Below are 22,301 nucleotides of genomic sequence, written 5' to 3'. Positions count from 1 at the left end.
CGGCCCGCGTCACGCCCGCGTCACGCTCGCGTCAGCACGTGACCTTCTCGCTCGTTTTTTTCGCTGCTCGTTTCACCGTTCATTGCGCCGTTCGCTTATCCCGCCGGCTTCATCTCGGCGATCCTCGCCTGATCGTGAACGCCGGACATGCGGACCAGCGCCAACGCCTCGTCGAGGCTCTCGACTTGCTCCACGCGAACCAGCTCGTTGTCGAGGGTCACCGGCTGGCCGGCCTTCTCGCTCAGTAGCTGCTCGAAGGCCGCCACGTCCATGTCGCCCTCCAGCGGCAACGATTCGACGTCGGTCGTCTGGGTGCCAGGCAGGTAGATCGTGCCGTTGGAAAAGTCCACCGCGTAAGCGATCACACCAGGGATGATATAGAACAGCAGGCCCACGCCATTGGCGATGGCGATCACCGGGTCGATCTGGCCATTGATCTGGCCCTTGCGCTCCGGATGAAAGACCGTGCCACACCCGGCGAGTGACGTCAGTGTGGTAGCGAGCACAAGACCGGTAAGCAACCGTGGGGGTCGCAGCATGAACGATTCTCCTGACAGAAAAAAGACGTCCACCGGGGGCCCCGGGGACATGACGAACCACACGACAACGGCGACTCAGCAAACGACGGATGACCTCGCCGTACAACGTCCGGCGGCGGATGTTGTGCTGAGCATGACGAACGCCACGAAATAGTATCATGTGAGGCGTCATCGTCGAAGCCAGATCGCCAACGCTCTACCATCCGGGCAAGGGTTTTGCCGCCAAACAGGCTTCCCCGTACAATGCGGAGTCATCCATGCCGCCGCAGGCGACCCCAGGGTCACACGCCGTCCTCCCCTGGTCGCCCTGACGACACCCCATCTCGCTTCGAAGGAACCTCCGGACCCATGCGCGCCACCGAGCTTCTGATTGCCACCCTCAAGGAAACCCCTGCCGACGCCGAGGTCATCAGCCACCAGCTGATGCTGCGCTCCGGCATGATTCGCCGTCTCACCTCCGGGCTCTACACCTGGCTGCCCCTCGGCCTCAAGACCCTGCGCAAGGTAGAGCGAGTGGTGCGCGAGGAAATGGACCGTGCCGGCGCCCAGGAAGTGCTGATGCCGGCCGTCCAGCCCGCCGACCTGTGGCAGGAGTCCGGGCGCTGGGAACAGTATGGCCCCGAGCTTTTGCGCCTCAAGGACCGCCATGAGCGTGATTACTGCGTCGGCCCGACCCATGAGGAAGTGATCACCGACCTGGTGCGCAAGGAAATTGCCAGCTACAAGCAGCTGCCGATCAACTTCTATCAGATCCAGACCAAGTTCCGCGACGAGATCCGCCCGCGTTTCGGGGTGATGCGCTCGCGGGAGTTCATCATGAAGGATGCCTACTCGTTCCACATCGACGAGGCGTCGCTGCAACAGACCTACCAGAAGATGTATGACGCCTATTCGCGCATCTTCACCCGACTCGGTCTCGATTTCCGCCCGGTGATCGCCGACAACGGCTCGATCGGCGGCACCGGCTCCCATGAGTTCCACGTGCTGGCCGACTCCGGCGAAGATGACATCATCTTCTCCACCGAGTCCGACTATGCCGCCAACATGGAGAAGGCCGAGGCGCTGCCGGCGCCGCTGGGCTCGGATGCCCGTTGCGAGGCCCCGAATGAGGCATTGCGCCTGGTCGATACGCCCCACGCCAAGACCATCGCCACCCTCGTGGAGCAGCATGGCCTGCCGATCGAAAAGACCCTCAAGACGTTGATGGTTCAGGGCGAAGATGGCGGCCTGGTGGCTCTGCTGGTCCGCGGCGATCATGAGCTCAACGAGGTCAAGGCGGAGCACCTGCCGGAGGTGGCGGTGCCCCTCGTCATGGCGACAGAGGAACAGATTCGTGCCGCCGTCGGCGCGGGCCCCGGCTCACTGGGACCTGTGGGCCTTGAGATGCCGATCATCATCGACCGCAGCGTGGCCTTGATGAGCGACTTCGGTGCCGGCGCCAACGTCGATGGCAAGCACTATTTTGGCATCAACTGGGAACGCGACGCCGCGCTGCCCAAGGTCGCCGACATCCGCAACGTCGTCGCCGGCGATCCCTCACCGGACGGCAAGGGTGTCCTCGCCATCAAGCGCGGTATCGAAGTCGGTCACGTCTTCCAGCTGGGTCGCAAGTACAGCGAGGCCTTGAACGCCAGCGTGCTGGGTGAAGAAGGTCGCGAAGTGCACCCGTGGATGGGCTGCTACGGCATCGGCGTGACCCGTGTGGTGGCGGCGGCCATCGAGCAGAACCACGACGCCAACGGCATCACCTGGCCCGACGCCATCGCGCCGTTCCACATCGCCATCGTGCCGATGAACGCCCACAAGTCTCAGCGCGTTCGCGAGGAGTCGGATCGTCTCCACGACGCCCTGACAGAAGCCGGCTTCGACGTTCTGCTCGACGATCGTGATCTGCGACCGGGCGTGCGCTTCGCCGACCAGGAGCTGATGGGCATTCCTCACCGCCTGGTCGTCGGCGATCGCAGCCTCGACAAGGGGGAGCTCGAGTACAAGGGCCGTCGCGACGACGAGGCCACCATGGTGCCGGCCGACGCCATCCTCGACTTCCTCCGGGGCAAGATCACCGCCTGACCGCGCCAGTCGACTCCTGGGCCGTCCATCACCGGCCCGGGATCGCACCAGCACGAGAGTGCCGACGTGCCCGCCTGCGCCCGCCTTCGCTCGCCGAAGGCGGGCGTCTTTACGCACGAGCCGCGGCCCGCGGCCCCTGACACGCGCCTGACCGGCAACGCCAGACAAAAAAAAACCGACCCAGATGGGTCGGTTGAAAAAAAGGGGGATGACTCCCCCTCCCCTGACGAAGGTGTGACGGCTAGGACTTCTTTCTTCTGGCGTCGCGCACCACGAAGACGATCCAACCGGCCATGAAGGCCATCGTCAAACCAAGAGCACCTAACCCGAAGACAACCGCATTATCCAGATACATGGCTAGGTCCCCCTTGACGATGTCGATGTGATCATCCTAACGATTCACCGCCAGCAGTGTGCTGACCTGGGTCAAGGGAAGGCGCGAGGCATCGACGCATCGTCAACGCTTCGCCGGGGAGCTTCGTGCCGGCGTGATCCGCGGTGCCAGGCGACGCGTCACAGCACCTTGCGGTCTTCGACCGTCGACGCCGCGGTGCCCGGCGGCAGGGGATTGCCCTTGGCAAGCTCGGCGCGGGTGGCGTCTCGCACCGACAACACCTCGATGCGATAGGATAGGCGCTCGCCGGCCAACGGATGATTGGTGTCGATCACCACGCTGTCGCCTCTTACCTCGACCACGGTGACGATCTGCGGCCCGGCGTCTCCGGGGGTCTGAAAGCGCATTCCCGGGGTCAGGTTATCCACCGGAAAGGATTGGCGCCCGACCTCCCTGACCAAGGACTCATCGCGGGGCCCATAGGCGTCGGCAGGCGCCAGGGTAACGCTCAGTTCGGCCCCCGGCGACTGGCCATCGAGCGCCCGCTCGAGGCCAGCCATCAGGTTGTCGTGGCCGTGCAGGTATTCCAGCGGCTGGTCACGCTGGCGCGAGTCATCGAGCACCTCGCCGTGCTCATTGGTAAGCCGATAATGCAGGCTCGCGACCCGCTGCGGGGCAATCTTCATGTCTGGCTCCATCGATGAAAGGTGACTGACCGAGTCGGCGCGGTCAGCGCGGACCGCCGACCGCGGACACGCCTGGCATCAGTCTTCGCGCTTCAGGCGCGAGACCGGCATCTCCAGGCGCTGCTGGCGATGCAACATGTTGAGCAGCACGATCGCCCGCTCCTCGCCCTTGTGGCTCTCGAACACTGCCTTCAGATCCTTGAACGGGCCTTCGGTGATCTCCACGGACTCGCCGGCGCGAAAGTAGAGTTGACCAGGGGCATCGGGCTCGCTGGTGCCATGGCGACGCAACAGCTCGATCAACTCATCGCTGACAGGCACCGGCATGGCGAGACCGAAGGTAACAATCTTGAGCACGCCCCGGGTCGACCGGATCGGACGCCAATTGCTTTCGACCTGGTCGAGGCGCAGAAACAGATAGTAGGGGAACAGCGGCTCCTGGACCCACTCAAGCTTGCCGCGTCGCTTCTTCTGGACTTCAAGCACCGGGTGAAACAAGTCGTAGCCCTGATTGCCCAGATGCTCGGCGGCGCGGAAAGACTCTCCGCCCTTGCACTGGATGACGTACCAGCGTGGCGTCGCATCGGAGGCATTGGTAACGATGTCGGTGTGGCTCATGGGACTCCTGTCGGGCCGAAAACACGCAACGGCGGCGAATGTGCAACCGGCCACCTGCCATGATGACAGGAGGGCTCCCGACGCCGCCAACTGGCATCGCCGACCCGGCTCTGCAACAATTCGCCGGCGGGTGCCGCCGGCACCCGCCTGCTGATCGACTATTTTACCATTGCGATGGCGCCATGTGCGCCGTCGCTGTCCGGCAAGGAGTCCGCCCGACATGCCCACGCCCCCCGCCCGGCGCTCCTGGAGTGATGCCCTCGGCATCTACCTGCGCGCCCCTGTTGTGACCATGCTGTTCCTGGGCTTCTCCGCGGGGCTACCGTTTCTGCTGGTGTTCTCTACCCTGACCACCTGGCTGCGCACCGCCGGCGTTGAAGTCGCCGCCATCGGCTTCTTCTCGTGGATCGGTTTGTTGTACTCGATCAAGTTTTTCTGGGCACCGGTGGTGGATGGCATCGCCCTGCCGGGCCTGACGCGGCTACTCGGCCAGCGGCGCAGCTGGATGCTGGTAGGCCAGGCCTTGATCATGGCCGGCCTATTCGGCATGGCGAGCCTTGATCCGGCGAGCCAGCTGCCGCTGGTCGCGATCTTCGCCCTGACCGTGGCCTTCGGCTCGGCCACCCAGGACATCGCCATCGATGCCTTTCGTATCGAATCCGCCGCGGATGACGTCCAGGCGGCGATGGCATCGACCTACATCATCGGCTATCGAGGTGGTCTGATCATGGCCGGGGCAGGCGCGCTCTACCTCGCCTCGGCGACCTCCTGGCACCTGGCCTACATCGCCATGGGCGCGATGATGGCGATCGGCATGCTGACGGTCCTGGTACGCCCGGAACCGGCACGGCGTTCCCTCGCTGCGCGCCTGGCCCACGAACCACGCGTCCGCGCCTTCCTGCGCGCCAGCCGCCAGCGCCCGGCCTGGCAGCGCCGCCTGGGCGCCTGGCTCATCGGTTCGGTGGTGTGTCCCTTCCTCGACTTCTTCACCCGCCACGGCGTCAAGGCACTGTGGCTGCTGGTGTTCGTCGGCATCTACCGCATCAGCGATCTGGCCATGGCGTCCATGGCCTATCCCCTGTACGTGGACCTGGGGTTTTCCCTCGAGACCATCGCCACCGTCACCAAGGTGTTTGGCGTGATCATGAGTCTGGTCGGTGGACTTCTGGGCGGGGTGCTGGTGGTACGCTACGGTATCGGTCGCATTCTGGTGGTGGGTGCGACGGCCACCGTGCTGACCAACCTGATGTTCGCGCTGCTGGCCGCGAGCGGGGCCGAGAAATCGATGCTGGTGATGACCATTGTCGGCGACAACCTGAGCAATGGCCTGGCCAGCGCCGTGTTCATCGCCTTTCTGTCAAGCCTGACCTCGCGGGCCTACACCGCCACCCAGTACGCGCTGTTCTCATCGCTGATGACGCTGCCGGGGAAATTCCTCTCGGGCTTCGGCGGTCTGCTGGTAGACGCCCAGGGCTACCCGAGCTTTTTCGTGCTGGCCTCCCTGCTCGGTGTGCCCGCGGTGCTGATGGCGATCTGGATTTCTCGCAGCAAGAGTCTGCTCCCGGCTGCGGCGTCTTGACCCGCCGCTAGGCGCCTTCATGGGCGAGGACGACGGCGAGGCCGCGTTGTCACCGGCACGGCCCGCCCTGGCGCCGCCCTTCAGCTACCGCCGCGCAACCAGTCCAAGGCACCGGGGGTAGCCCGCCACTGGTCACGCATCAAGGTGCGGTACTGCCACGCCTCCGCGCGACTGCCGGGGGCGGCCAGGGTCCCGGACAGGTTTGGCCCCGGCTGGCGTGGGTTATCGGCACACAATAGCGCCGCGGCGTGGCCGTTATGATGCTTGGCGTGGGTGAGGGCCTTTTCGGCCTCGTCCACGTCGCCAAGGCGGTACAACGCCAGTACCTGGCCCATGTACATGCCGAGCTGCGGCGCGTCCTCCCCGGTCTCAGGCCCCAGCTCAAACGCTCGGCGACTGATCGCCAGTGCCTCTTCATCGCGCCCTTCTCGCAGCAACTGGTCCAGCACCAGCTCACGCAGGCCCAGGCTATCCTGCTCATCCAACGCCAGCAGCACCTCGGCAAGCTCGCGGGAATGCTGACGCGAACCGCGCTCCATGCCCACCACCAGGGCCAGGCCGGCGCGCAGCAGCTGGGCATTGTCACCGCTCTCCCACTGGAAGGGGCCATCGCCGGCGTTACGAATCTGCTCGAGCCAACGCTCCAGGCGTTCGGCCAGGGGTTCGAACAGGCTGGGCGCCATCCACGGCAGGCTACCGAAACGACTGGTCAGCGCCAGGGCCACGGACTGCAGTACCGCGGGAGAGTCGAGCTGCTCGGGGTTAGCGCACAAGGCCGGCAGCCACTCGCCGGCATTGAGCCAGGGGTCGCCCTGAAACCCCATCGGGGCGTCCACATCGACATCGACCTGAAACCCCTCCTGGAAGGCAGCGTAGAGCGTGTCCTCCCGGGCCGACGAGCGATACACCAGTTCGCCGTCCTCGGCGACCACCTTGAGCTTTGGCGCCACCGGCAGTTCGGCCAGCAGCATCTGCAGGCCCACCAGGGGTTCACCGAGGTCCTCTTCGGCGCTGAGCAGCTGATCGGCCAAGGTAGCCCCGGGGTTGTCGGCGAGATCGGCCAAAAACTGCAGCTGATCGGGATCCAGGTCGCCCTGGCGCGTCAGTCGCCGTAACCAGAACCGAGACCGCTCGACCGCTTCTTCCTCATGACCTTCGTGGAGCAGCAGCATCGCCTCGATATAGGCCAGCGTCGGCGAGTCCGGCAACGCTTGCTGGGCGCGCACGAAGGCGTCGCGGGCGCCATCCAGATCATCGTTGTCCAGATGCATCAAGCACAGCCGTTCGAGGGCGACACCGCGCAGGAACAGCGGCCCGCGTTCGAGCACTTCATCGAGCAGTGCTTCACGCTTGCGATGGAATCCGCGCTCCTGAAACAGATCGACCAGGATTTCGAAGGCGGGCTCGGCCTGCTCCGGCAACCGCGACCAGTCGGCGGTCTCGAACAACGACTCGAGGATCTGCTGAGCGCGCCCGCGCTGACCGGATTCGGCAGCGATCAGGCCGGCTTCGAGTAGCGCCTGAGCCGGGGCCCGCCCGCTGGCCAGGGCGGCCTTGAGCGTGTCGCCTTTCCATTCGCGCAGCGACAGCATCCACATCAGGTGTGGCGGAATATGGCCGGGCATCTGCACCGCCCCACAGCACTGCTTGGTCTTGCGACCGGAGTCGCACCAACAGGGCTCGTTGCGGCCCGGCCGCGCCAGCGCCTCACACTCGAAGTCGAGACGCGCCAACGGGGTCTGAGACCATAGCTCGGGGGCCAGTGCCTGTGCTAGCGCCATGTCCCCACCGACCTGGCCGGGGCCGTCCTCGCGAGCCCAACGGATCAGCGACGGATAGCGCTCGTCTTGTCGAACCGCGACCAAGGCGCCCGAGGCAAAGCCCAGCAGCTGATCTACCCATACTGCCAGCATCGCCATCTCCCTAATTAAAAACGGCACAGTCTACCAGTGGTATTCACGAGTGGGCAGTACCCACGTCCTCGTAACGCCGTCGCAGTAGCGGCCGAGTCCTCGAATTCATATCCAGGCGCGCCCCTAGACGCACCAGATTCCAGTAGTGCCCATTGAGGGTGCGAGACAACAGCAGAATCCCCGCCGGCGGCTGCAGCCGATCCAGCGCCGCCCAGACCCGTGGGCTCAGCTCCCTGAGGCGACGATGGACACGCACGTCGCCAAAATCCTGCTCGCCTGGCGCGAACAATGGCGCCGCCGCCGCCGCGGCCTCCGCATACAGGGCCAGGGGCGCACCCTGGCCCTGGCGTCCGCCAAGGGCGGCCAGCGCCGCGTCCATGGCCATGGGATCCTCGGCCAGGGTCGCCTCGAGCAACCGCAGCAGCGCGTCCAGTTGCCCCGGCTGCACCGCGATCACTGCCCCCAGATCGTAAACGACCAGCCGCCCGTGGTCATCGACGGCGAAGTTGCCGGCATGGGGATCGGCATGGACCTCCCCGTGGCAGAACAGCTCCTCGGTGAGCCAGTCCGCCAGGCTCGCCGCCACGCGTTGGCGCAACACATCATCACCGCCCTGCAGGTCACGCAGGGGTGTCGCGGGCACGTATGCCATCGCCAGCACCCGGGGACCGCACAGCGCCGGCAGGGGCTCTGGCACGACGATATCATCGCGTGCGGCGTAGCGTCGCCGGTAGCGCGCCAAGGCCTGTGCCTCGGCCTGATAGTCGAGCTCATGACGCAGGCTTTGCGACAGCTCCTCGAACAGGGCATCGAGCCGTGCACTCGGCACCTTGAACCAGCGCCCCAGACGCAGCAAGCGGTGGACCTGTACCAGATCCTGCTCCAACACATCGGCGAGCCCTGGATACTGCACCTTGAGCACCACCGCTTGTCCGCTCAGGGTCACGGCCCGATGCACCTGCCCCATGGACGCGCTGGCGAAGGGCCGCGTCTCGATATCGGCGAAGACCGCGTCAAGCTCGCCGTACTGCGCTACCAGGGTCGGGCGGATTCCCTCCCAGGGCATGGGCGCGGCCTGGCGCTGCAACCGAGCCAGCTCTTCGCCGAGCTCCGCCGGCAGCAGGTCATCCCACTGGGCGGCCACTTGGGCCAGCTTCATGGCCGGCCCCTTGAGCTCGGACAGCCCGTCGAACAGCGCTGCGCCGAGTGCTCGCCAGTCGGCCTCAGCGCCAAGGCGGGTACGCAGCATGGCGCCGCCGGTGCGCATGCCCAGGCCCATCAGTCGCCGCGTCCTGCCTGTCTGTCGCATCGTCCGTCTCCTGTCTGGGGAGTCGCTGCGTCTACCGTTTTCCACCCGTCGCGGGCCGTTGCATCGTCTCGGTGCGGCTAGGGAGTCACTACGTCTCCCCTCGCCCACCCGGCGCGGTCGCCTCGGGCTGCTGTATCGTCCCGGCGCTGCTTCCCTGGCGAGGGGCTTTCCTCCGGGGTGCGGCTGGCGGCTCTGGCCCTTGCGTCAGAGGCCGACACCAACCGGTCATTTCAGCACATAAAACTGATATAAAACTTATACATTTATCATTACATGGTACACCTGGCATCGCCGTCCACATACTGGAAGAATATCCAGAATGCTTCTCTCTGCCGGTGGCCTATGCGTTTGATAATTGCCGAAAAACCCAGCCTTGCTCGGGCCATTGCCGAGGCACTGCCCGCACCTGCACACAAAAAGGACGGCTACCTGGTTGCCGGCGACACTCAGGTGACCTGGTGCCTGGGACACCTGCTCGAACAAGCGCCCCCGGACGCCTATGATCCCGCCTACAAGCCATGGCGTCGGGATCACCTGCCGATCGTGCCGACCCGCTGGAAGCTCAGTCCCCGGCCCAAGGCCCGCGGCCAACTGGCCGTCATCCGCGCCCGGCTCAAACAGGCCGACCATGTCGTACATGCCGGTGACCCCGATCGCGAAGGCCAGCTGCTGGTCCAGGAGGTCATCGAGTACCTCGGCTTCAAGGGCCCGGTGTCCCGCCTGCTGATCAGCGACCTGAACCTGCCGGCCGTGCGCCGTTCGCTGTCCCGCCTGGAAGACAATCGCCATTACGCTCCCCTGTATCAAGCCGCCCAAACGCGCTCCCGGGCGGACTGGCTGTATGGCATCAACCTGACGCGAGCGTGGACGCTCATCGGCCGTCAGGCCGGTCACGACGGCGTGCTGTCGGTCGGCCGCGTGCAGACCCCGGTGCTCGGCCTGGTGGTGCGACGCGACGAGGATATCCGCCACTTCGTGCCCTACCCCTTCTACGTGCTGTGGGCCGAGCTCCGGGTCCAGGCAGGCAACCTGAGGGCGTGGTGGGTGCCCGGGGAGTCGCAGCGTCTCGATGACAAGGGCCGCTTGCTGGACCGCGCGCCCGCCGAGACGCTCCAGCAACGCTTGCTCGGCAGCGAAGGCCATGTGAGCAGCGTCGACTCCCGTGATCGTCGCCAGCCTGCTCCTCTGCCTTACTCGCTTTCGGCGCTCCAAGTCGATGCGGCACGGCGTCACGGCCTTTCGGCCAAGGCCGTCCTGGACATCTGCCAGCGTCTGTACGAGCGCCATCAGCTGATCACCTATCCACGCTCCGACTGTCGCTACCTGCCCCAGGAGCACCTCAGCCTTGCCCCCGGTCAACTTCGCCAGGCCCTGGCCGGCGACCCGGTGATGGCCGGCTGGCTGACCCACGCCGATTTTTCCCTGCGCTCGCGGGCCTGGAACGACAAGCAGGTGGGCGCTCACCATGCCCTGGCCCCCACCGGCAAAGTCTTCGATGCCGCCCGCCTGTCCGGCCAGGAAGCCGACGTCTATCGACTGATCGCACGCAATGTAATGGCACAGTTCTACCCTCCCCTGGTCACCCGCGAGGTCAAGGCGGAGTTCGTCATCCTCGACGAGCGCTTTCGGGCCGCCGGCCAACAGGTGCTCAGCCCGGGCTGGAAGCCATTGTTCACCACCCGGGACGAAGCGCCGCCACTGCCGGCGCTGCAAGAAGGCGAGACCTGCCGGGTCGAGGCCGCCGAGGTGGAGGACCGCGAGACGCGCCCACCCGAGCCGTTCAACGACGCCAGCCTGATCAAGGCGATGATGAACATCGCCCGCTACGTCGACGACCCCGAGGTGCGCAAGACCCTGCGCGACACCGACGGGCTCGGTACCGAAGCGACCCGAGCCGGCATCATCGAAACCCTGATCGAGCGCGGTTACCTGGTCAGGCAGAGCAAGGCACTGCGCGCAACGCGCCTCGGCGTGGCACTCATCCACTCGCTGCCCGAGGCGGTCGGCCGCCCCGAACGCACCGCCCTGTGGGAGCAGCGTCTGGATGCGATCGCCAACCAGGGCGATCCTGCGCCCTTCCTCGAGGCCTTGGTCCGCGACCTTCACGGCCTGGTCGGTGCCGCGGACAGCCAGCGGCTCACCCAGGCCATGGCCAATGCCCAGGGCGAAGACGCTGCCCCCGCTCGGACCCGCGGCAAGGGTCGCAGCGGCAACCGTGGAAAAGCGGCCAGCACTACGCGACGCCGGCGCGGCGGCGCGTCCAGCGGTTCATCCGGGAGTTCATCCGGGAGTTCATCAAAGCGCAGCCGCGCGGCGCGCAAGCCCTCCAAGGGAGAGAACCGATGATCCCACGGCGAAGCCTCGTCGTCGGCCCGGGCGCCATCGGCCGGTGGCTGGCAATGTCGCTATCGATGGCAAGTGCTCGCCACGAGGAACAGGCCCACGCACCCAACGTGCGCCTGTTGGGACGTCGCTTGCTGCCGAACGACCAGACGCTGACCTCGCCCAACGGCACGCTGCACCACCGGACGATCGACACGTTCACGGACATGCGCAGGGCGGCCCAGGACATCGACTGGGTTCATTTCACCACCAAGGCCTACGCCACCCAGGCGGTATTCGACGCCCTGGCGCCGCACCTGGCCGCCGACACCCCCGTGGTGCTGTGGCAGAACGGTTTGCGTGTTCAGCAGCCGATCACGGCGGTGTGGTCAGGCCCCGTCCTGTGCGCGTCCACCACCGAAGGCGCCTATGTCGTCAGCGACACGCAGGTGGTGCACGCAGGCCACGGCGAAACCCTGATCGGACACCTGCACGGCCGTCACCAGGACACTGCACGAGCGCTCGCCGGGCATCTCGCTGACGCGGGACTCGCCTGCGCAGCGGTCGACGATATCGGCAACCGTCTTTGGCACAAGCTGGTGGTCAACGCGGCGATCAATCCGCTGGTGGCACGCTACCAGATACGCAATGGCCAGCTCCGCGACCGCCCCTTTCGCCCCATGCTCGACGCCACCGTCGACGAGTTGGCCGAGCTGATGACCGCACTCGAGATCCCCCCGCCTCGCACCGGCAATGGCGACGACCCGCGGCGTCCCTGGCATGCGCTGGTGTGGCGCGTGATCGACGGTACCGCCAACAACCGTGCCTCGATGCTTCAGGACCGCCAGGCCAACCGACCCACCGAGCACGATGCGATCCTCGGCCCTCTGCTCGATGCCGCCGCGGAGCACGCCATCGCCACGCCTTGTCTGTCTCGACGATGGCAGGAGCTGAATGCCTGAAATGGCGCAGTCGCAAATAGCGCATATCGAACACCGTTGCTAAATTGACTTATGTCCTTTTCTCAGTATCGCGGGCCCTGGCGCACGTTTCTTTCTGGCACAGTGGGGCAGCACGGCTAAGAAAGGGCTGAGAAAGGGCTAAGACCGGGCTGAGAAAGGGGCCGAGAAAGGGGCCGAGAAAGGGGCTGAGAAAGGGCCGACCTCCGAATGCCCGATGGAATCGAACTGAACCCCGAACGACATCGCCAAGAAAGGTTTCGCCCCGGGGACGGGCTTGATGAGAAGGCCTGAGAAGGCCTGAGAAGTGCCTGAGAAGTGCTTTAACCTAGGGCATGAAGGCAGCAGCGGTTCGATGATTCGCCCGTTCGACGAAAGACCCGCTCGATGCAAGACCCGTTCGATGCAAGACCCGTTCGATGCAAGACCCGTTCGATAGAAGACCGGCCCGAGGAAAGACCTGCTCGACAAAAGACGCCGTCGGCGATAGACGTCGACGGTTCGCCCCTCTGGCTATGCGTCCAAGGATGCCACCATGACCTTACCCAAGGTCCTACGTTTTGCCTTTGGCACCGCTTCGTGCCGTTCTGCCGCCGTGACGCTCGACGCGGGTAGCGTGGCGCGTGCCTGTAGCAGAGCCACGGCGCTGACGCTGTGCCTGATGATGGCGTGGCCCGCGCTCGCCAGTGATGCGGCGCTGGACGATGGCAGAAAACGCCAGGACGGCGCGGATACCGAGGTGGTCTCGCCGGCCTTTTCCGGCATGTCACGGGAAATCTTGCGCATGGACAATGGCGTGCTGGTGCAGGGGGATGACGTCCACACTCCCGATGGCTACACCTCGGGCTTCCGCTTGACCGCCGGTTTCTCTCCCGAAGAAACCCCGACACTCGATGTCGGCGCAGAGCTGCGCTATCGCGAAAGCGACGACGTGCCGTCCTCGAGTGGCGGCATCAACCACGTACAGGACTTCACCAGCCTGGGCGGCAGCCTGGTGGCGGGCCTGCGGGTGGGGCGTTTCGGTATCTACGGCAAGACCGGCATGGCCCAGTGGGCGAGTGACCCGGTCACCGGTCGCAGCGTCGCCACGCCGACCCATGGCACCACCCGGGTACAGGGCTTCGGGGCACGCTGGCTGACGTCTAGCTGGATCGGCCAGGTCGAATTCGAGGAAGTGAATGACCGCGAGCTCGAGCATCTGAACATGATCACCGCCTCCTTCCATCTGCCGTTCTAGCCGCGGCGGCATCAGCGCGGCATCAGGCCAGCCATCGAGGCGGCATCAGGCCAACCATCGAGGTGGTTTCAGGCTAGCCATCGAGGCGGCGTCAGGCCAGCCATCGAGGTGGTAGGCCAGCCAACGGAGCGGTTTCAGGCTAGCCAACGGAGCGGCTTCAGGCCAGCGGGGCGCTCTGCGTGGGACAGCCCGGTGCAACACGCCCTTTCTCTCCTGCACGGCGACTCGGCTGCCCTCGCAGGCGAACGCGACGTCCCTCGCTCATCGCGAGTTCACCTCGGTGGCCTGTGCCACCTGACGCGGCCTCCACACACGGTTGCGCCCGGCCTTGGCCCGGGCCCGCCGGGCCTTGGCCGGGCGCAACCGTGTGTGGAAGGGGTCGTGGAGGGCGACGTGGGGGGCGCTGTGGAGGGCGACGTGCACGCGACCGGTGATGCGCCGCCCTCTCCGGTACCCACCGAGTCAGCCGGTGTTGCGCAACCCAGCGGCAATGCCCGCCATGGTGACCATCAAGGCCCGGGAGAGATCCGCGCTAATGGCGCCATCGGCGTCGCGGTTACGCTGCAACAGCTCCGCCTGCAACCCATGCAGCGGATCGATGTACGGGTTACGCACTTCGATGGCCTGGCGGATCAGCGGCGTGTTCTCGAGCAGTTCGTCCTCATCGAGAATGGTCAGCAGCGCCTTGTGCAGGACACGGAAGCGCTCACGCAGGCGCTCGCCGAGCGCCTCGAGGCTCGGCTCATCGACCAGCCGGTGCTCGTAGTAGGTGGCGATGTCGATGTCGGCCTTGGCCAGCAGCATCTCGAGCATGTCGAGGTAGGTGCCGAAGAACGGCCAGCTGTCGCGCATTTCCTGGATGACTTCCAGGCCTCCCGGCTCGGCCATACGGGTCGAGAACGCCTCACCGGTGCCAAGCCAGGCCGGCAGCATCAGGCGAATCTGGGTCCAGGCGAAGATCCATGGAATCGCGCGCAGCGTCTCGACGCCGCCATCCTGACGTCGCTTGGTCGGCCGCGAACCCAGCGGCAGACGCCCAAGGGCACCTTCCGGCGTCACCGAACGGAAGTACGGCACGAAGTCGGGATCCTGGCGTACCACGCCGACGTAGGCGCCGTGGGCGATTTCGGCCAGGCGGTCCATCTCGTCGCGCCATTCGGGCTTGGGCTTGGGCGGCGGCAGCAGCGAGGCTTCGAGCACCGCACAGGCGTAGATCTCCATCGAGCGCAAGGCGATGTCGGGCTGACCGAACTTGAAGCGAATCATCTCGCCTTGCTCGGTGACGCGCAGGCTGCCGTTCACCGACCCCGGGGGCTGGGACAGGATGGCGGCGTGAGACGGGCCGCCGCCGCGGCCAACGGTGCCGCCCCGACCATGAAACAGGGTCAGGTTGACGCCTTGACGCTCACACACATCCACCAGCGCCTCCTGGGCACGATACTGGGCCCAGGCCGCCGCCAGCTGCCCGGCATCCTTGGCCGAGTCGGAGTAACCGATCATCACTTCCTGACGATCTCCCGCCAGCTGGCGATAGCCCGGCAGGTCCAGCAGGCGGCCGATCACATCGCCGGCGCGATTCAGGTCGTCCAGCGTCTCGAACAATGGTGCGATGGGCATGCCGGTGCGCCCGCCGACTTCTTTCATCAGCAGGGCCACGGTCAGCACATCCGACGGCTGTGCGGCCATGGAAATGATGTAGGTCCCCAGCGCTTCGCCATGCTCGCCAGCCACCACGCTGAAGGTTTCCAGCGTCTCGCGGGTCTCCGCCGAACACTCCCAGCGGCGCGGAATCAGCGGGCGCGCCGACTCGAGTTCGGCGAGCAGGAACGCCTGGCGCTGCTCTTCGCTCCAGTCGCGATAGTTGCCAAGCTTCAGATCGTGGGTCAGCTCTTCCATGACCTGGGCATGGCGCCCGGCTTCCTGACGCAGATCCAGCTTGGTCAGCGTGACCCCGAAGACGGCAATGCGCCGCAGCGTATCGAGCAAGGCGCCGTTGGCGATGGTATCCAGCCCGACATCACACAGTGAGCGATAGCAGGCCAACAAGGGGGCATACAGCTGGTCGCGGGTCTCGATGATCGGCCCGCCCTCGAAGCTCTTGCCGTCGAGTTCGGCCTTGGCCCAGTCACGGGTGGCTTCGACACGAACGACAAGGCGCTTGAGCAGCTCCCGGTAGGGCTCCGAGACATTGCCGACTTCGGCGCGCAGGGCACTGTTGGTGCTCCACATCGATAGCTCGATCTTGAGCTGTTCCAAGTCGCGCAGGTAGAGGTCCGCCGCCATCCAGCGCCCCAGCAGCAGTACTTCCCGGGTCACCCGAGCGGTAACGTTAGGGTTGCCGTCTCGGTCACCGCCCATCCAGGACGCGAAACGAATCGGCGCGGCGTCCAGTGGCAGGCGCTCGCCGGCGGTATCGAGCAGCAGGTTGTCGAGATCGCGATGGAAGTCGGGGACCGCCTGCCACAGAGAGTTCTCGATCACCGCGAAGCCCCACTTGGCCTCGTCCACTGGCGTCGGCCGGTCGTGACGAATCTCGTCGGTATGCCAGGCCTGACTGATCAGCTCCTCGAGGCGCCCCTTGGCACGCGCGCCACGCTCGGGGTAGTCCGCCGACGATTCGATGGCGGTGAGGCAGTCATCGATGGCATCGTACTTCTGGATCAGGGTGCGCCGGATGACCTCGGTCGGGTGCGCGGTCAGCACCAGCTCGACGCGCATATTCGCCAGTGTCTCGACCAGCTTACGTGGAGCGTGCCCCTCATTGCGCGCCCGTTCCAGCAGCTCACCGAGCACCGGTTGCATGCCGGGCTTGTAATCTTCGACGCGACGAAAGCGGGCGCGGTAATGCTGCTCGGCAATGTTGGCGAGGTTGAGAAACTGATTGAAGGCCCGCGTGACCGGCAACAGATCCTTCTCGGGCAGTCGACGCAGATAATCGATCAGCTCGCGTTGACCGGCTTCTTCACCGGAGCGACCGCTCTTCGCCAGGCCACGAATGGTCTCGATGCGCGCGACGAAGTCTGGCCCCAGGTCGTCGGCAATGGTGCGCCCCAGGCTGTCACCGAGGATGCGCACGTTGTCGCGCAGCGATTCGTGCAGGTCGTGGCTCATTGCGGAACTCCCTCATCAATATCGGTTAATAGCGAATAGTCTCAAACGCTGGATTCTTGCTGTTTGGCCGCCTGCCAATGGCGCTCCATGGACGCCAGATCGGCCTCTTCGATCGCCGTCCCCTCGGCTTCGAGCCCCGCCTCGACGTGACGAAAGCGACGCTCGAAACGCTGGTTGGTGCCGCGCAGGCAGCGCTCAGGGTCGACGCCCAGGGTGCGCGCCAGATTGACCGTGGCAAACAACAGGTCACCGACCTCATCGGCGGCGTGGGCGAGATCGCCCTCGGCCAGAGCCTCATCGATCTCGTCGAGCTCTTCACGCAGCTTGGCCATCACGCCGCGGGTGTCCGGCCAGTCGAAACCGACCCGAGCGGCGCGCTTGGACAGCTTGTTGGCGCGTGTCAGCGCCGGCAGCGCGCGCGGCACATCGTCCAATGCCGAGGCCTTGGCCTCGTCGCCCCGGGCCTGGCGCTCATTGGCCTTCAGCGACTCCCAGCGCGAATGCACCTGGCGGGTCTCGACCTCGGCGGCGCTGATGCCCACGCGGCGCGACCCCAGGGTCCCATCGGGAAACACGTGGGGATGACGTCGTACCATCTTGTCGGTGAGCACATGCACCACATCGTCGAAGCCGAAACGCCCCTGTTCGGCGCCGAACTGGCTGTAGTACACCACCTGAAACAGCAGATCGCCGAGCTCACCGGGCAGCTCGTCGAACGCCCGTCGCTCGATGGCGTCGGCGACCTCGTAAGCCTCCTCGAGGGTATGCGGCACGATGCTGTCCCAGTCCTGCTTGACGTCCCAGGGACAGCCGAACTCCGGATCGCGCAGCACCTCCATCAGGGTCAACAGCTCATCGAGCGTGTAGCGTGGCTGGTCTCCCATCAGGCGTGCCCTCCCTTGCCCCGGGGCTTGCCCTGAACACCGCTGCGCAGTCGGCTGACCTCGATCACATTGGGTAACTGCTGGATGCGCGAGAACAGCCGCCCCAAGGTCTCCAGGCCATCCACCTCCGCGGTAATGGTCAGCCGTGCAATGCCGTCGTCGGTGTTGGTCAGGGTGTTGACCGAAAGCACATTGACCTTGTCCTGACCGAGCACCGCGGTGACATCCCGCAACAGCCCCGAGCGATCCCAGGCTTCGATCTCGAAGTCCACCGGGTACTGAGTCCGCGCGCGCTCGCCCCACTCCACCTCGATGACTCGCTGGGGCTCATCCAGGCGCAACTGCAGAATGTTCGGGCAATCCTGCCGGTGCACGGTGACGCCGCGACCTTGGGTAATGAAGCCCACGATGGCCTCACCCGGCATCGGGTGACAGCAATTGGCCATGCTGGTCTTGAGGTTGCCGACGCCGAGTACCGTGATCCCGCTTTCATCGTCCTTGCTGGGCGCCTTGCGCGGCTTGGCCAGCAGCCGGTCGAGGCGTTCCTGGTCGTCGCTCTCGCCGAACAGCTGCTGGGCCTGGTGCAGCACCTGGCCGATTCGCAAGTCGCCTGCCCCGAGGGCGGCGTACATGTCATCGGCGCTGGTGTAGTTGACCTTGTTGGCCAACTGGACCAGGTCCATGTCTTCGACGTCCAGACGCTTCATCTCGCGTTCGAACAATGAGCGCCCTTCTTCCAGATTGCGATCCCGCGCCTGGTGCTTGAACCACGATTGAATCTTGGCCCGGGCCCGGGAGGTGCGCACGAACCCCAGGGTAGGGTTGAGCCAGTCGCGACTCGGCGCGCCCTTGCTGGCGGTAAGGATCTCGACCTGCTGGCCGGTCTTGAGCTTGTAGGTCAGGGGCACAATGCGACCGTTGACCTTGGCGCCGCGACAACGGTGGCCGACCTCGGTGTGCACGCGGTACGCGAAGTCGATGGGCGTCGCCACCCGAGGCAGATCAATGACGTGGCCATCGGGGGTGAAGACATAGATCCGATCCGGCGCCACGTCGCTGGTCAAGCCTTCGCGCAGATCACCGAAGTCGCCCACCTCCTCGTGCCATTCGAGCACCTGGCGCAGCCAGGCGATCTTCTCTTCGTAACTGTCGCTCTTGGCACTGGTGTCATGGCCCTTGTAGCGCCAATGGGCGCACACCCCGAGCTCCGCCTCGTCGTGCATGGTAAAGGTCCGGATCTGGATCTCCAGGACCTTGTTTTCCGGGCCGATGACCGCGGTGTGCAGCGACTGGTAGCCATTCTTCTTGGGATTGGCGATGTAGTCATCGAACTCATCCGGGACGTGGTGCCAGCGCGAGTGCACGATGCCAAGCATGGTGTAGCAGTCGCTGACATCCGGCACCAGGATACGCACCGCACGGATGTCGTGAACCTGGGAGAAGTCGATACGCTTGCGCTTCATCTTGCGCCAGATCGAATAGATGTGCTTGGCCCGCCCATCGACCAGAAACCGCTCGATGCCTTGAGCCACCATCAACGCCTTCAGGGTCTCCACCACGTCGTTGATGAAGCGGTCTCGGTCCAAGCGTTTCTCGGCCAGCTGCTTGGCGATGGCCTTGTATTCGTCTTCGTGCAGGTAGCGGAAGGACAGATCCTCGAGCTCCCACTTGAGGTGGCCGACACCGAGGCGATGGGCCAGAGGCGCGTAGATGTCGAACACTTCCTGGGCGACCTGCAGGCGTTTTTCGCGGGGGGCATCGCGAACCTGACGCAGGGCACAGGTCCGCTCGCTGATCTTGATCAACGCCACCCGCACATCATCGATCATGTTGACCAGCATCTTGCGCAGGTTGTCTTGCTGATCCTGCTGCTGCAGCCCCTGGGTATTCGCATGCGGGGTGCTGATCGCGGCCATCTGCAGGACGCCGTCGATCAGGCTCGCGACCTCCGCGCCGAAGCGCTTGGCGACCTGCTCCAGGCGCAGCAATTTTTCGCGCACGGCGCGATACAGTACCGCGGCTTCAATGGCGGTCTGGTCCAGGCGCAACTCACCGAGAATATCGGCCATCTCCAGGCCCATGCGGAAGCTGGAGCCATCCTTGAGCCAGGCCTTGTGCGGCAGCGCCGAATCAAGCTCCAGCGCCTCGGCCAGGCGGCAGGCCTCGGCGAGCTGTTCGGGATCCGCCAGCTTGACGTCCTCTTGCAGGCGCGCGACCCAAAGATCGATATCGACACGCCCGTGATCCGTCAGCGGTTGCTCCTCACGCACTTTAACCATCGCTGGCGACTCCTTGGCGCGGTGACTGCGGTTCGCGGTATTCGAACAGCAGCATGGATTCGAGGTGGGAGGTGTGCACGAACATGTCGGCCATGGCGGCACACGTTAGTCGATAGCCTCCCTGCAACAAATATGCCGCATCGCGAGCCAGGGTCGCCGGATCACAGGCAATGTACAAGACCCTGGCAACCGGTCGCTGGGCTAATTCGCGGCAGATCGCCTCGGCCCCCTCCCGCGGCGGGTCCAGCACCACGACATCGGCGCGCCCTTGCTCGAGCAGCCGCCGCACCTGGGTGTCATCGTGCAGATTGGCCTGGCGCGCCTCCAGCGACGGCGGGCCGCCCACCTGATCGGCGTTATGGCGTAGCTTCTCGACCATGGCGGGCTGCCCCTCTACCGCGACGACGTCATAGCCCGCCGCCGCCAGCGGCACACTGAAGTTACCGATACCGGCGAACAGATCCAACAGCCGTTGCCGCTCACTGGCGTCACCCAGCCAGTCGAGGGCCGTCTGCACCATGCGCCGGTTGACGCCATCGTTGGCCTGGAGAAAATCCCCCGGGGCCAGCGCCAGCCTGAGCTCGCCTCGGGGTCCAGGAACGTTCACCGTCAAGGCGGCAGGCCCCCCTTGCGGCTCGACCCACTCGAATATCGACGCCGGACGCCCCTGCCACATAGCGAGAAAGACGCCGTTCCGCTGCGCCCAATCACGCCATCGCGCGAGGTCGCCCGGGTGGGGACGCAACTGCCTGATGACCACCGTGCTGCCTTGCTCGGTCTCGAGCAACTCGAGGTGACCGACCTGACGCGGCGCCTCCAGGCTTGCCACGAGTTGGTGCAAGCCCGGCAGCAACGTCGCCAGCGCTGGCACCAGAACGGTGCAGCTGGACACCGACACCAACCGATGACTGCGTCGGGCACGAAACCCTAGCTGGACCCGCCCTTCACCGTCGAGTCGCACCCCCAACCGCGCGCGACGACGATAGGCCTGCGCCTCGGTCGCGATGATCTCGATGCTCGGTATCTCGTCGCCGTGACGGCCGAGCAACTCGCCGAGCACGGCGGCCTTGTGCTCACGCTGGGCCTGACGCCCCAGGTGCTGCAGGTCGCAGCCGCCACAGCGGTCGATGTACGGACACGGGGGACGGACCCTCAGCGGCGACGCCGTGATCATCGATCGCAGGTGTGCCTCGTCGTAGCGCTTGCGGGTGCGATGGACCGCTACCTGGACCACTTCGCCCGGCAAGGCCCCTTCGACGAAGACGGTCTTGCCTTGTGGCGTATGCGCAATGCCACGACCATCATGGGCCAGGCTCTCGATACGCAGCTCAGCCGGCGTGGCTGGCGTCGGGTCGGTGGCGTAGGCACCGCCGGACTCTCGCCCTGACGACGCCTTGGCAGGCGATTGTCGAGTGAGTCCGGAGGTCCCTGACCGGGCCCTGGGGGGACGGCGTTTTCCAAGTCCTGACACGTTAAAGCTCCGGAGCCAGTAGCCCGGTAGAGAGATAGCGATCACCGCGGTCGCAGACGATGAACACGATGACAGCGTTTTCGACCGTCTCGGCGATACGCAAGGCGCCGGCCAGGGCCCCACCGGAAGAGACGCCGGCCAGAATGCCCTCTTCCCGGGCCAGGCGGCGCATGTGCTGCTCGGCCTCGAACTGCCCGATATCGAGCACCTTGTCGACCCGAGTCGGCTCGAAAATGGACGGTAGATAGGCGGCGGGCCAGCGGCGAATACCGGCAATGCTCGCGCCATCTTCGGGTTGCAGGCCGACGATCTCGATATCCTCGCGCTGCTCCTTCAGGTAGCGTGAGACGCCCATGATGGTACCGGTGGTGCCCATGGAACTGACGAAGTGCGTGATGGTGCCGCCGGTCTGCTGCCATAGCTCGGGGCCGGTGGTGCGGTAGTGGCCTAGCGGGTTGTCGGGGTTGGAAAACTGATCCAGTGCCTTGCCCTCGCCACGCGCGATCATCTGATCGGCCAGATCCCGCGCCTCTTCCATGCCGCCTTTCTTGCTCACCTCGACCAGCTCGGCACCGTAGGCGGCCATGGCCTGCTTGCGCTCGCTCGAGGCGCTCTCGGGCATGATCAAGATCATGCGATAGCCCTTCATCGCCGCTACCATGGCTAGAGCGATGCCGGTATTGCCCGAGGTGGCCTCGATCAGGGTATCGCCAGGCGCGATGTCACCGCGCAACTCGGCCTCGTTGAACATCGACAATGCCGGCCTGTCCTTGACCGAGCCAGCAGGATTGTTGCCCTCCAGCTTGGCGAGCAAGGTGTTGCCGCGCCCAGCGCTGATCCGTGTCAGGCGGACCAGGGGCGTGTGGCCCACCACCTCTTCGAGGGTCGGGAATTCCATGCATCCTTCCTTGTGGAGTCGTCTTTGACGCATTATATCGAGGGGCATCGCCACTGGACAGGCGTTACACCACGCGATGCCCCAGCCCCCCA

16 protein-coding genes are annotated in these 22,301 nt (G+C 65.5%); 5 read left to right on the top strand and 11 right to left on the bottom strand.

All coding sequences use genetic code 11. The features are described 5' to 3' along the window. Positions 1-95 precede the first annotated feature (95 nt). Positions 96-539 carry a hypothetical protein gene (locus ACUN9Y_RS06915; protein ID WP_445459948.1) on the bottom strand — a complete coding sequence of 148 codons (444 nt, stop codon included), beginning with the start codon at positions 537-539 and terminating at the stop codon, positions 96-98. A gap of 348 nt (positions 540-887) precedes the next feature. Between ACUN9Y_RS06915 and ACUN9Y_RS06910 the strand changes: the two genes are divergently transcribed. Beyond that, positions 888-2,609 carry a proline--tRNA ligase gene (locus tag ACUN9Y_RS06910; RefSeq protein ID WP_445459947.1) on the top strand — a complete coding sequence of 574 codons (1,722 nt, stop codon included), beginning with the start codon at positions 888-890 and terminating at the stop codon, positions 2,607-2,609. Positions 2,610-2,850: 241 nt separating this feature from the next. On the opposite strand, the gene ccoM is transcribed toward ACUN9Y_RS06910, so the two are convergent. The 3 genes from ccoM to rfaH all read right to left on the bottom strand — a co-directional run bounded on the left by ccoM (position 2,851) and on the right by rfaH (position 4,247). Then, positions 2,851-2,964 carry a cytochrome c oxidase subunit CcoM gene (ccoM, locus tag ACUN9Y_RS06905; RefSeq protein ID WP_445459946.1) on the bottom strand — a complete coding sequence of 38 codons (114 nt, stop codon included), beginning with the start codon at positions 2,962-2,964 and terminating at the stop codon, positions 2,851-2,853. Positions 2,965-3,122: 158 nt separating this feature from the next. Next, positions 3,123-3,629, bottom strand: coding sequence for an FKBP-type peptidyl-prolyl cis-trans isomerase (locus ACUN9Y_RS06900; protein WP_445459945.1), 507 nt, complete (start codon positions 3,627-3,629; stop codon positions 3,123-3,125). A gap of 78 nt (positions 3,630-3,707) precedes the next feature. Then, on the bottom strand, positions 3,708-4,247 hold the full coding sequence (gene rfaH / locus ACUN9Y_RS06895; RefSeq protein WP_445459944.1) for a transcription/translation regulatory transformer protein RfaH: 540 nt from the start codon (positions 4,245-4,247) through the stop codon (positions 3,708-3,710). A 220-nt stretch (positions 4,248-4,467) separates the two neighbouring features. On the opposite strand from rfaH, the gene ACUN9Y_RS06890 reads away from it, so the two are divergent. Next, the gene (locus tag ACUN9Y_RS06890; protein ID WP_445459943.1) at positions 4,468-5,826 is read left to right on the top strand and encodes an AmpG family muropeptide MFS transporter; all 1,359 of its coding nucleotides are present in this window, start codon (positions 4,468-4,470) and stop codon (positions 5,824-5,826) included. An 80-nt stretch (positions 5,827-5,906) separates the two neighbouring features. On the opposite strand, the gene ACUN9Y_RS06885 is transcribed toward ACUN9Y_RS06890, so the two are convergent. Beyond that, positions 5,907-7,739, bottom strand: coding sequence for an SEC-C metal-binding domain-containing protein (locus tag ACUN9Y_RS06885; RefSeq protein ID WP_445459942.1), 1,833 nt, complete (start codon positions 7,737-7,739; stop codon positions 5,907-5,909). Positions 7,740-7,782: 43 nt separating this feature from the next. After that, a complete protein-coding gene (locus ACUN9Y_RS06880) occupies positions 7,783-9,048 on the bottom strand; it encodes an ABC1 kinase family protein (RefSeq protein ID WP_445459941.1) in 1,266 nt (421 codons plus the stop codon). A gap of 342 nt (positions 9,049-9,390) precedes the next feature. On the opposite strand from ACUN9Y_RS06880, the gene ACUN9Y_RS06875 reads away from it, so the two are divergent. The 3 genes from ACUN9Y_RS06875 (at position 9,391) to ACUN9Y_RS06865 (ending at position 13,566) form a co-directional block, all read left to right on the top strand. Further along, the gene (locus tag ACUN9Y_RS06875; RefSeq protein ID WP_445459940.1) at positions 9,391-11,394 is read left to right on the top strand and encodes a DNA topoisomerase III; all 2,004 of its coding nucleotides are present in this window, start codon (positions 9,391-9,393) and stop codon (positions 11,392-11,394) included. Next, positions 11,391-12,332 (top strand): ketopantoate reductase family protein, encoded by a 942-nt coding sequence (locus ACUN9Y_RS06870; RefSeq protein ID WP_445459939.1) that lies wholly within the window; start codon positions 11,391-11,393, stop codon positions 12,330-12,332. The genes ACUN9Y_RS06875 and ACUN9Y_RS06870 overlap by 4 nt, the downstream gene beginning before the upstream one ends. A 532-nt stretch (positions 12,333-12,864) precedes the next feature. Beyond that, on the top strand, positions 12,865-13,566 hold the full coding sequence (locus tag ACUN9Y_RS06865) for a hypothetical protein (protein WP_445459938.1): 702 nt from the start codon (positions 12,865-12,867) through the stop codon (positions 13,564-13,566). Positions 13,567-14,028: 462 nt separating this feature from the next. On the opposite strand, the gene ppc is transcribed toward ACUN9Y_RS06865, so the two are convergent. The 5 genes from ppc to cysM are packed head-to-tail and all read right to left on the bottom strand — an operon-like array spanning position 14,029 to position 22,209. Then, on the bottom strand, positions 14,029-16,677 hold the full coding sequence (gene ppc / locus ACUN9Y_RS06860) for a phosphoenolpyruvate carboxylase (RefSeq protein ID WP_445459937.1): 2,649 nt from the start codon (positions 16,675-16,677) through the stop codon (positions 14,029-14,031). Positions 16,678-16,718: 41 nt separating this feature from the next. After that, positions 16,719-17,561: a nucleoside triphosphate pyrophosphohydrolase gene (mazG, locus tag ACUN9Y_RS06855; RefSeq protein ID WP_445459936.1), complete on the bottom strand. Its 843-nt coding sequence runs from the start codon at positions 17,559-17,561 to the stop codon at positions 16,719-16,721. Continuing rightward, entirely contained in the window at positions 17,561-19,840 is a 2,280-nt protein-coding gene (relA, locus tag ACUN9Y_RS06850; RefSeq protein ID WP_445459935.1) for a GTP diphosphokinase, read from the bottom strand. The genes mazG and relA overlap by 1 nt, the downstream gene beginning before the upstream one ends. Then, positions 19,833-21,311: a 23S rRNA (uracil(1939)-C(5))-methyltransferase RlmD gene (rlmD, locus tag ACUN9Y_RS06845; RefSeq protein ID WP_445459934.1), complete on the bottom strand. Its 1,479-nt coding sequence runs from the start codon at positions 21,309-21,311 to the stop codon at positions 19,833-19,835. The genes relA and rlmD overlap by 8 nt, the downstream gene beginning before the upstream one ends. A 1-nt stretch (position 21,312) precedes the next feature. Continuing rightward, positions 21,313-22,209, bottom strand: coding sequence for a cysteine synthase CysM (cysM, locus tag ACUN9Y_RS06840; protein WP_445459933.1), 897 nt, complete (start codon positions 22,207-22,209; stop codon positions 21,313-21,315). Positions 22,210-22,301: the final 92 nt, after the last annotated feature.

The sequence above is a fragment of the Halomonas sp. V046 genome (assembly GCF_052645355.1).
Note: the sequence above shows the minus strand (reverse complement) of the source record. Positions and strands in the feature narration are given on the sequence as shown.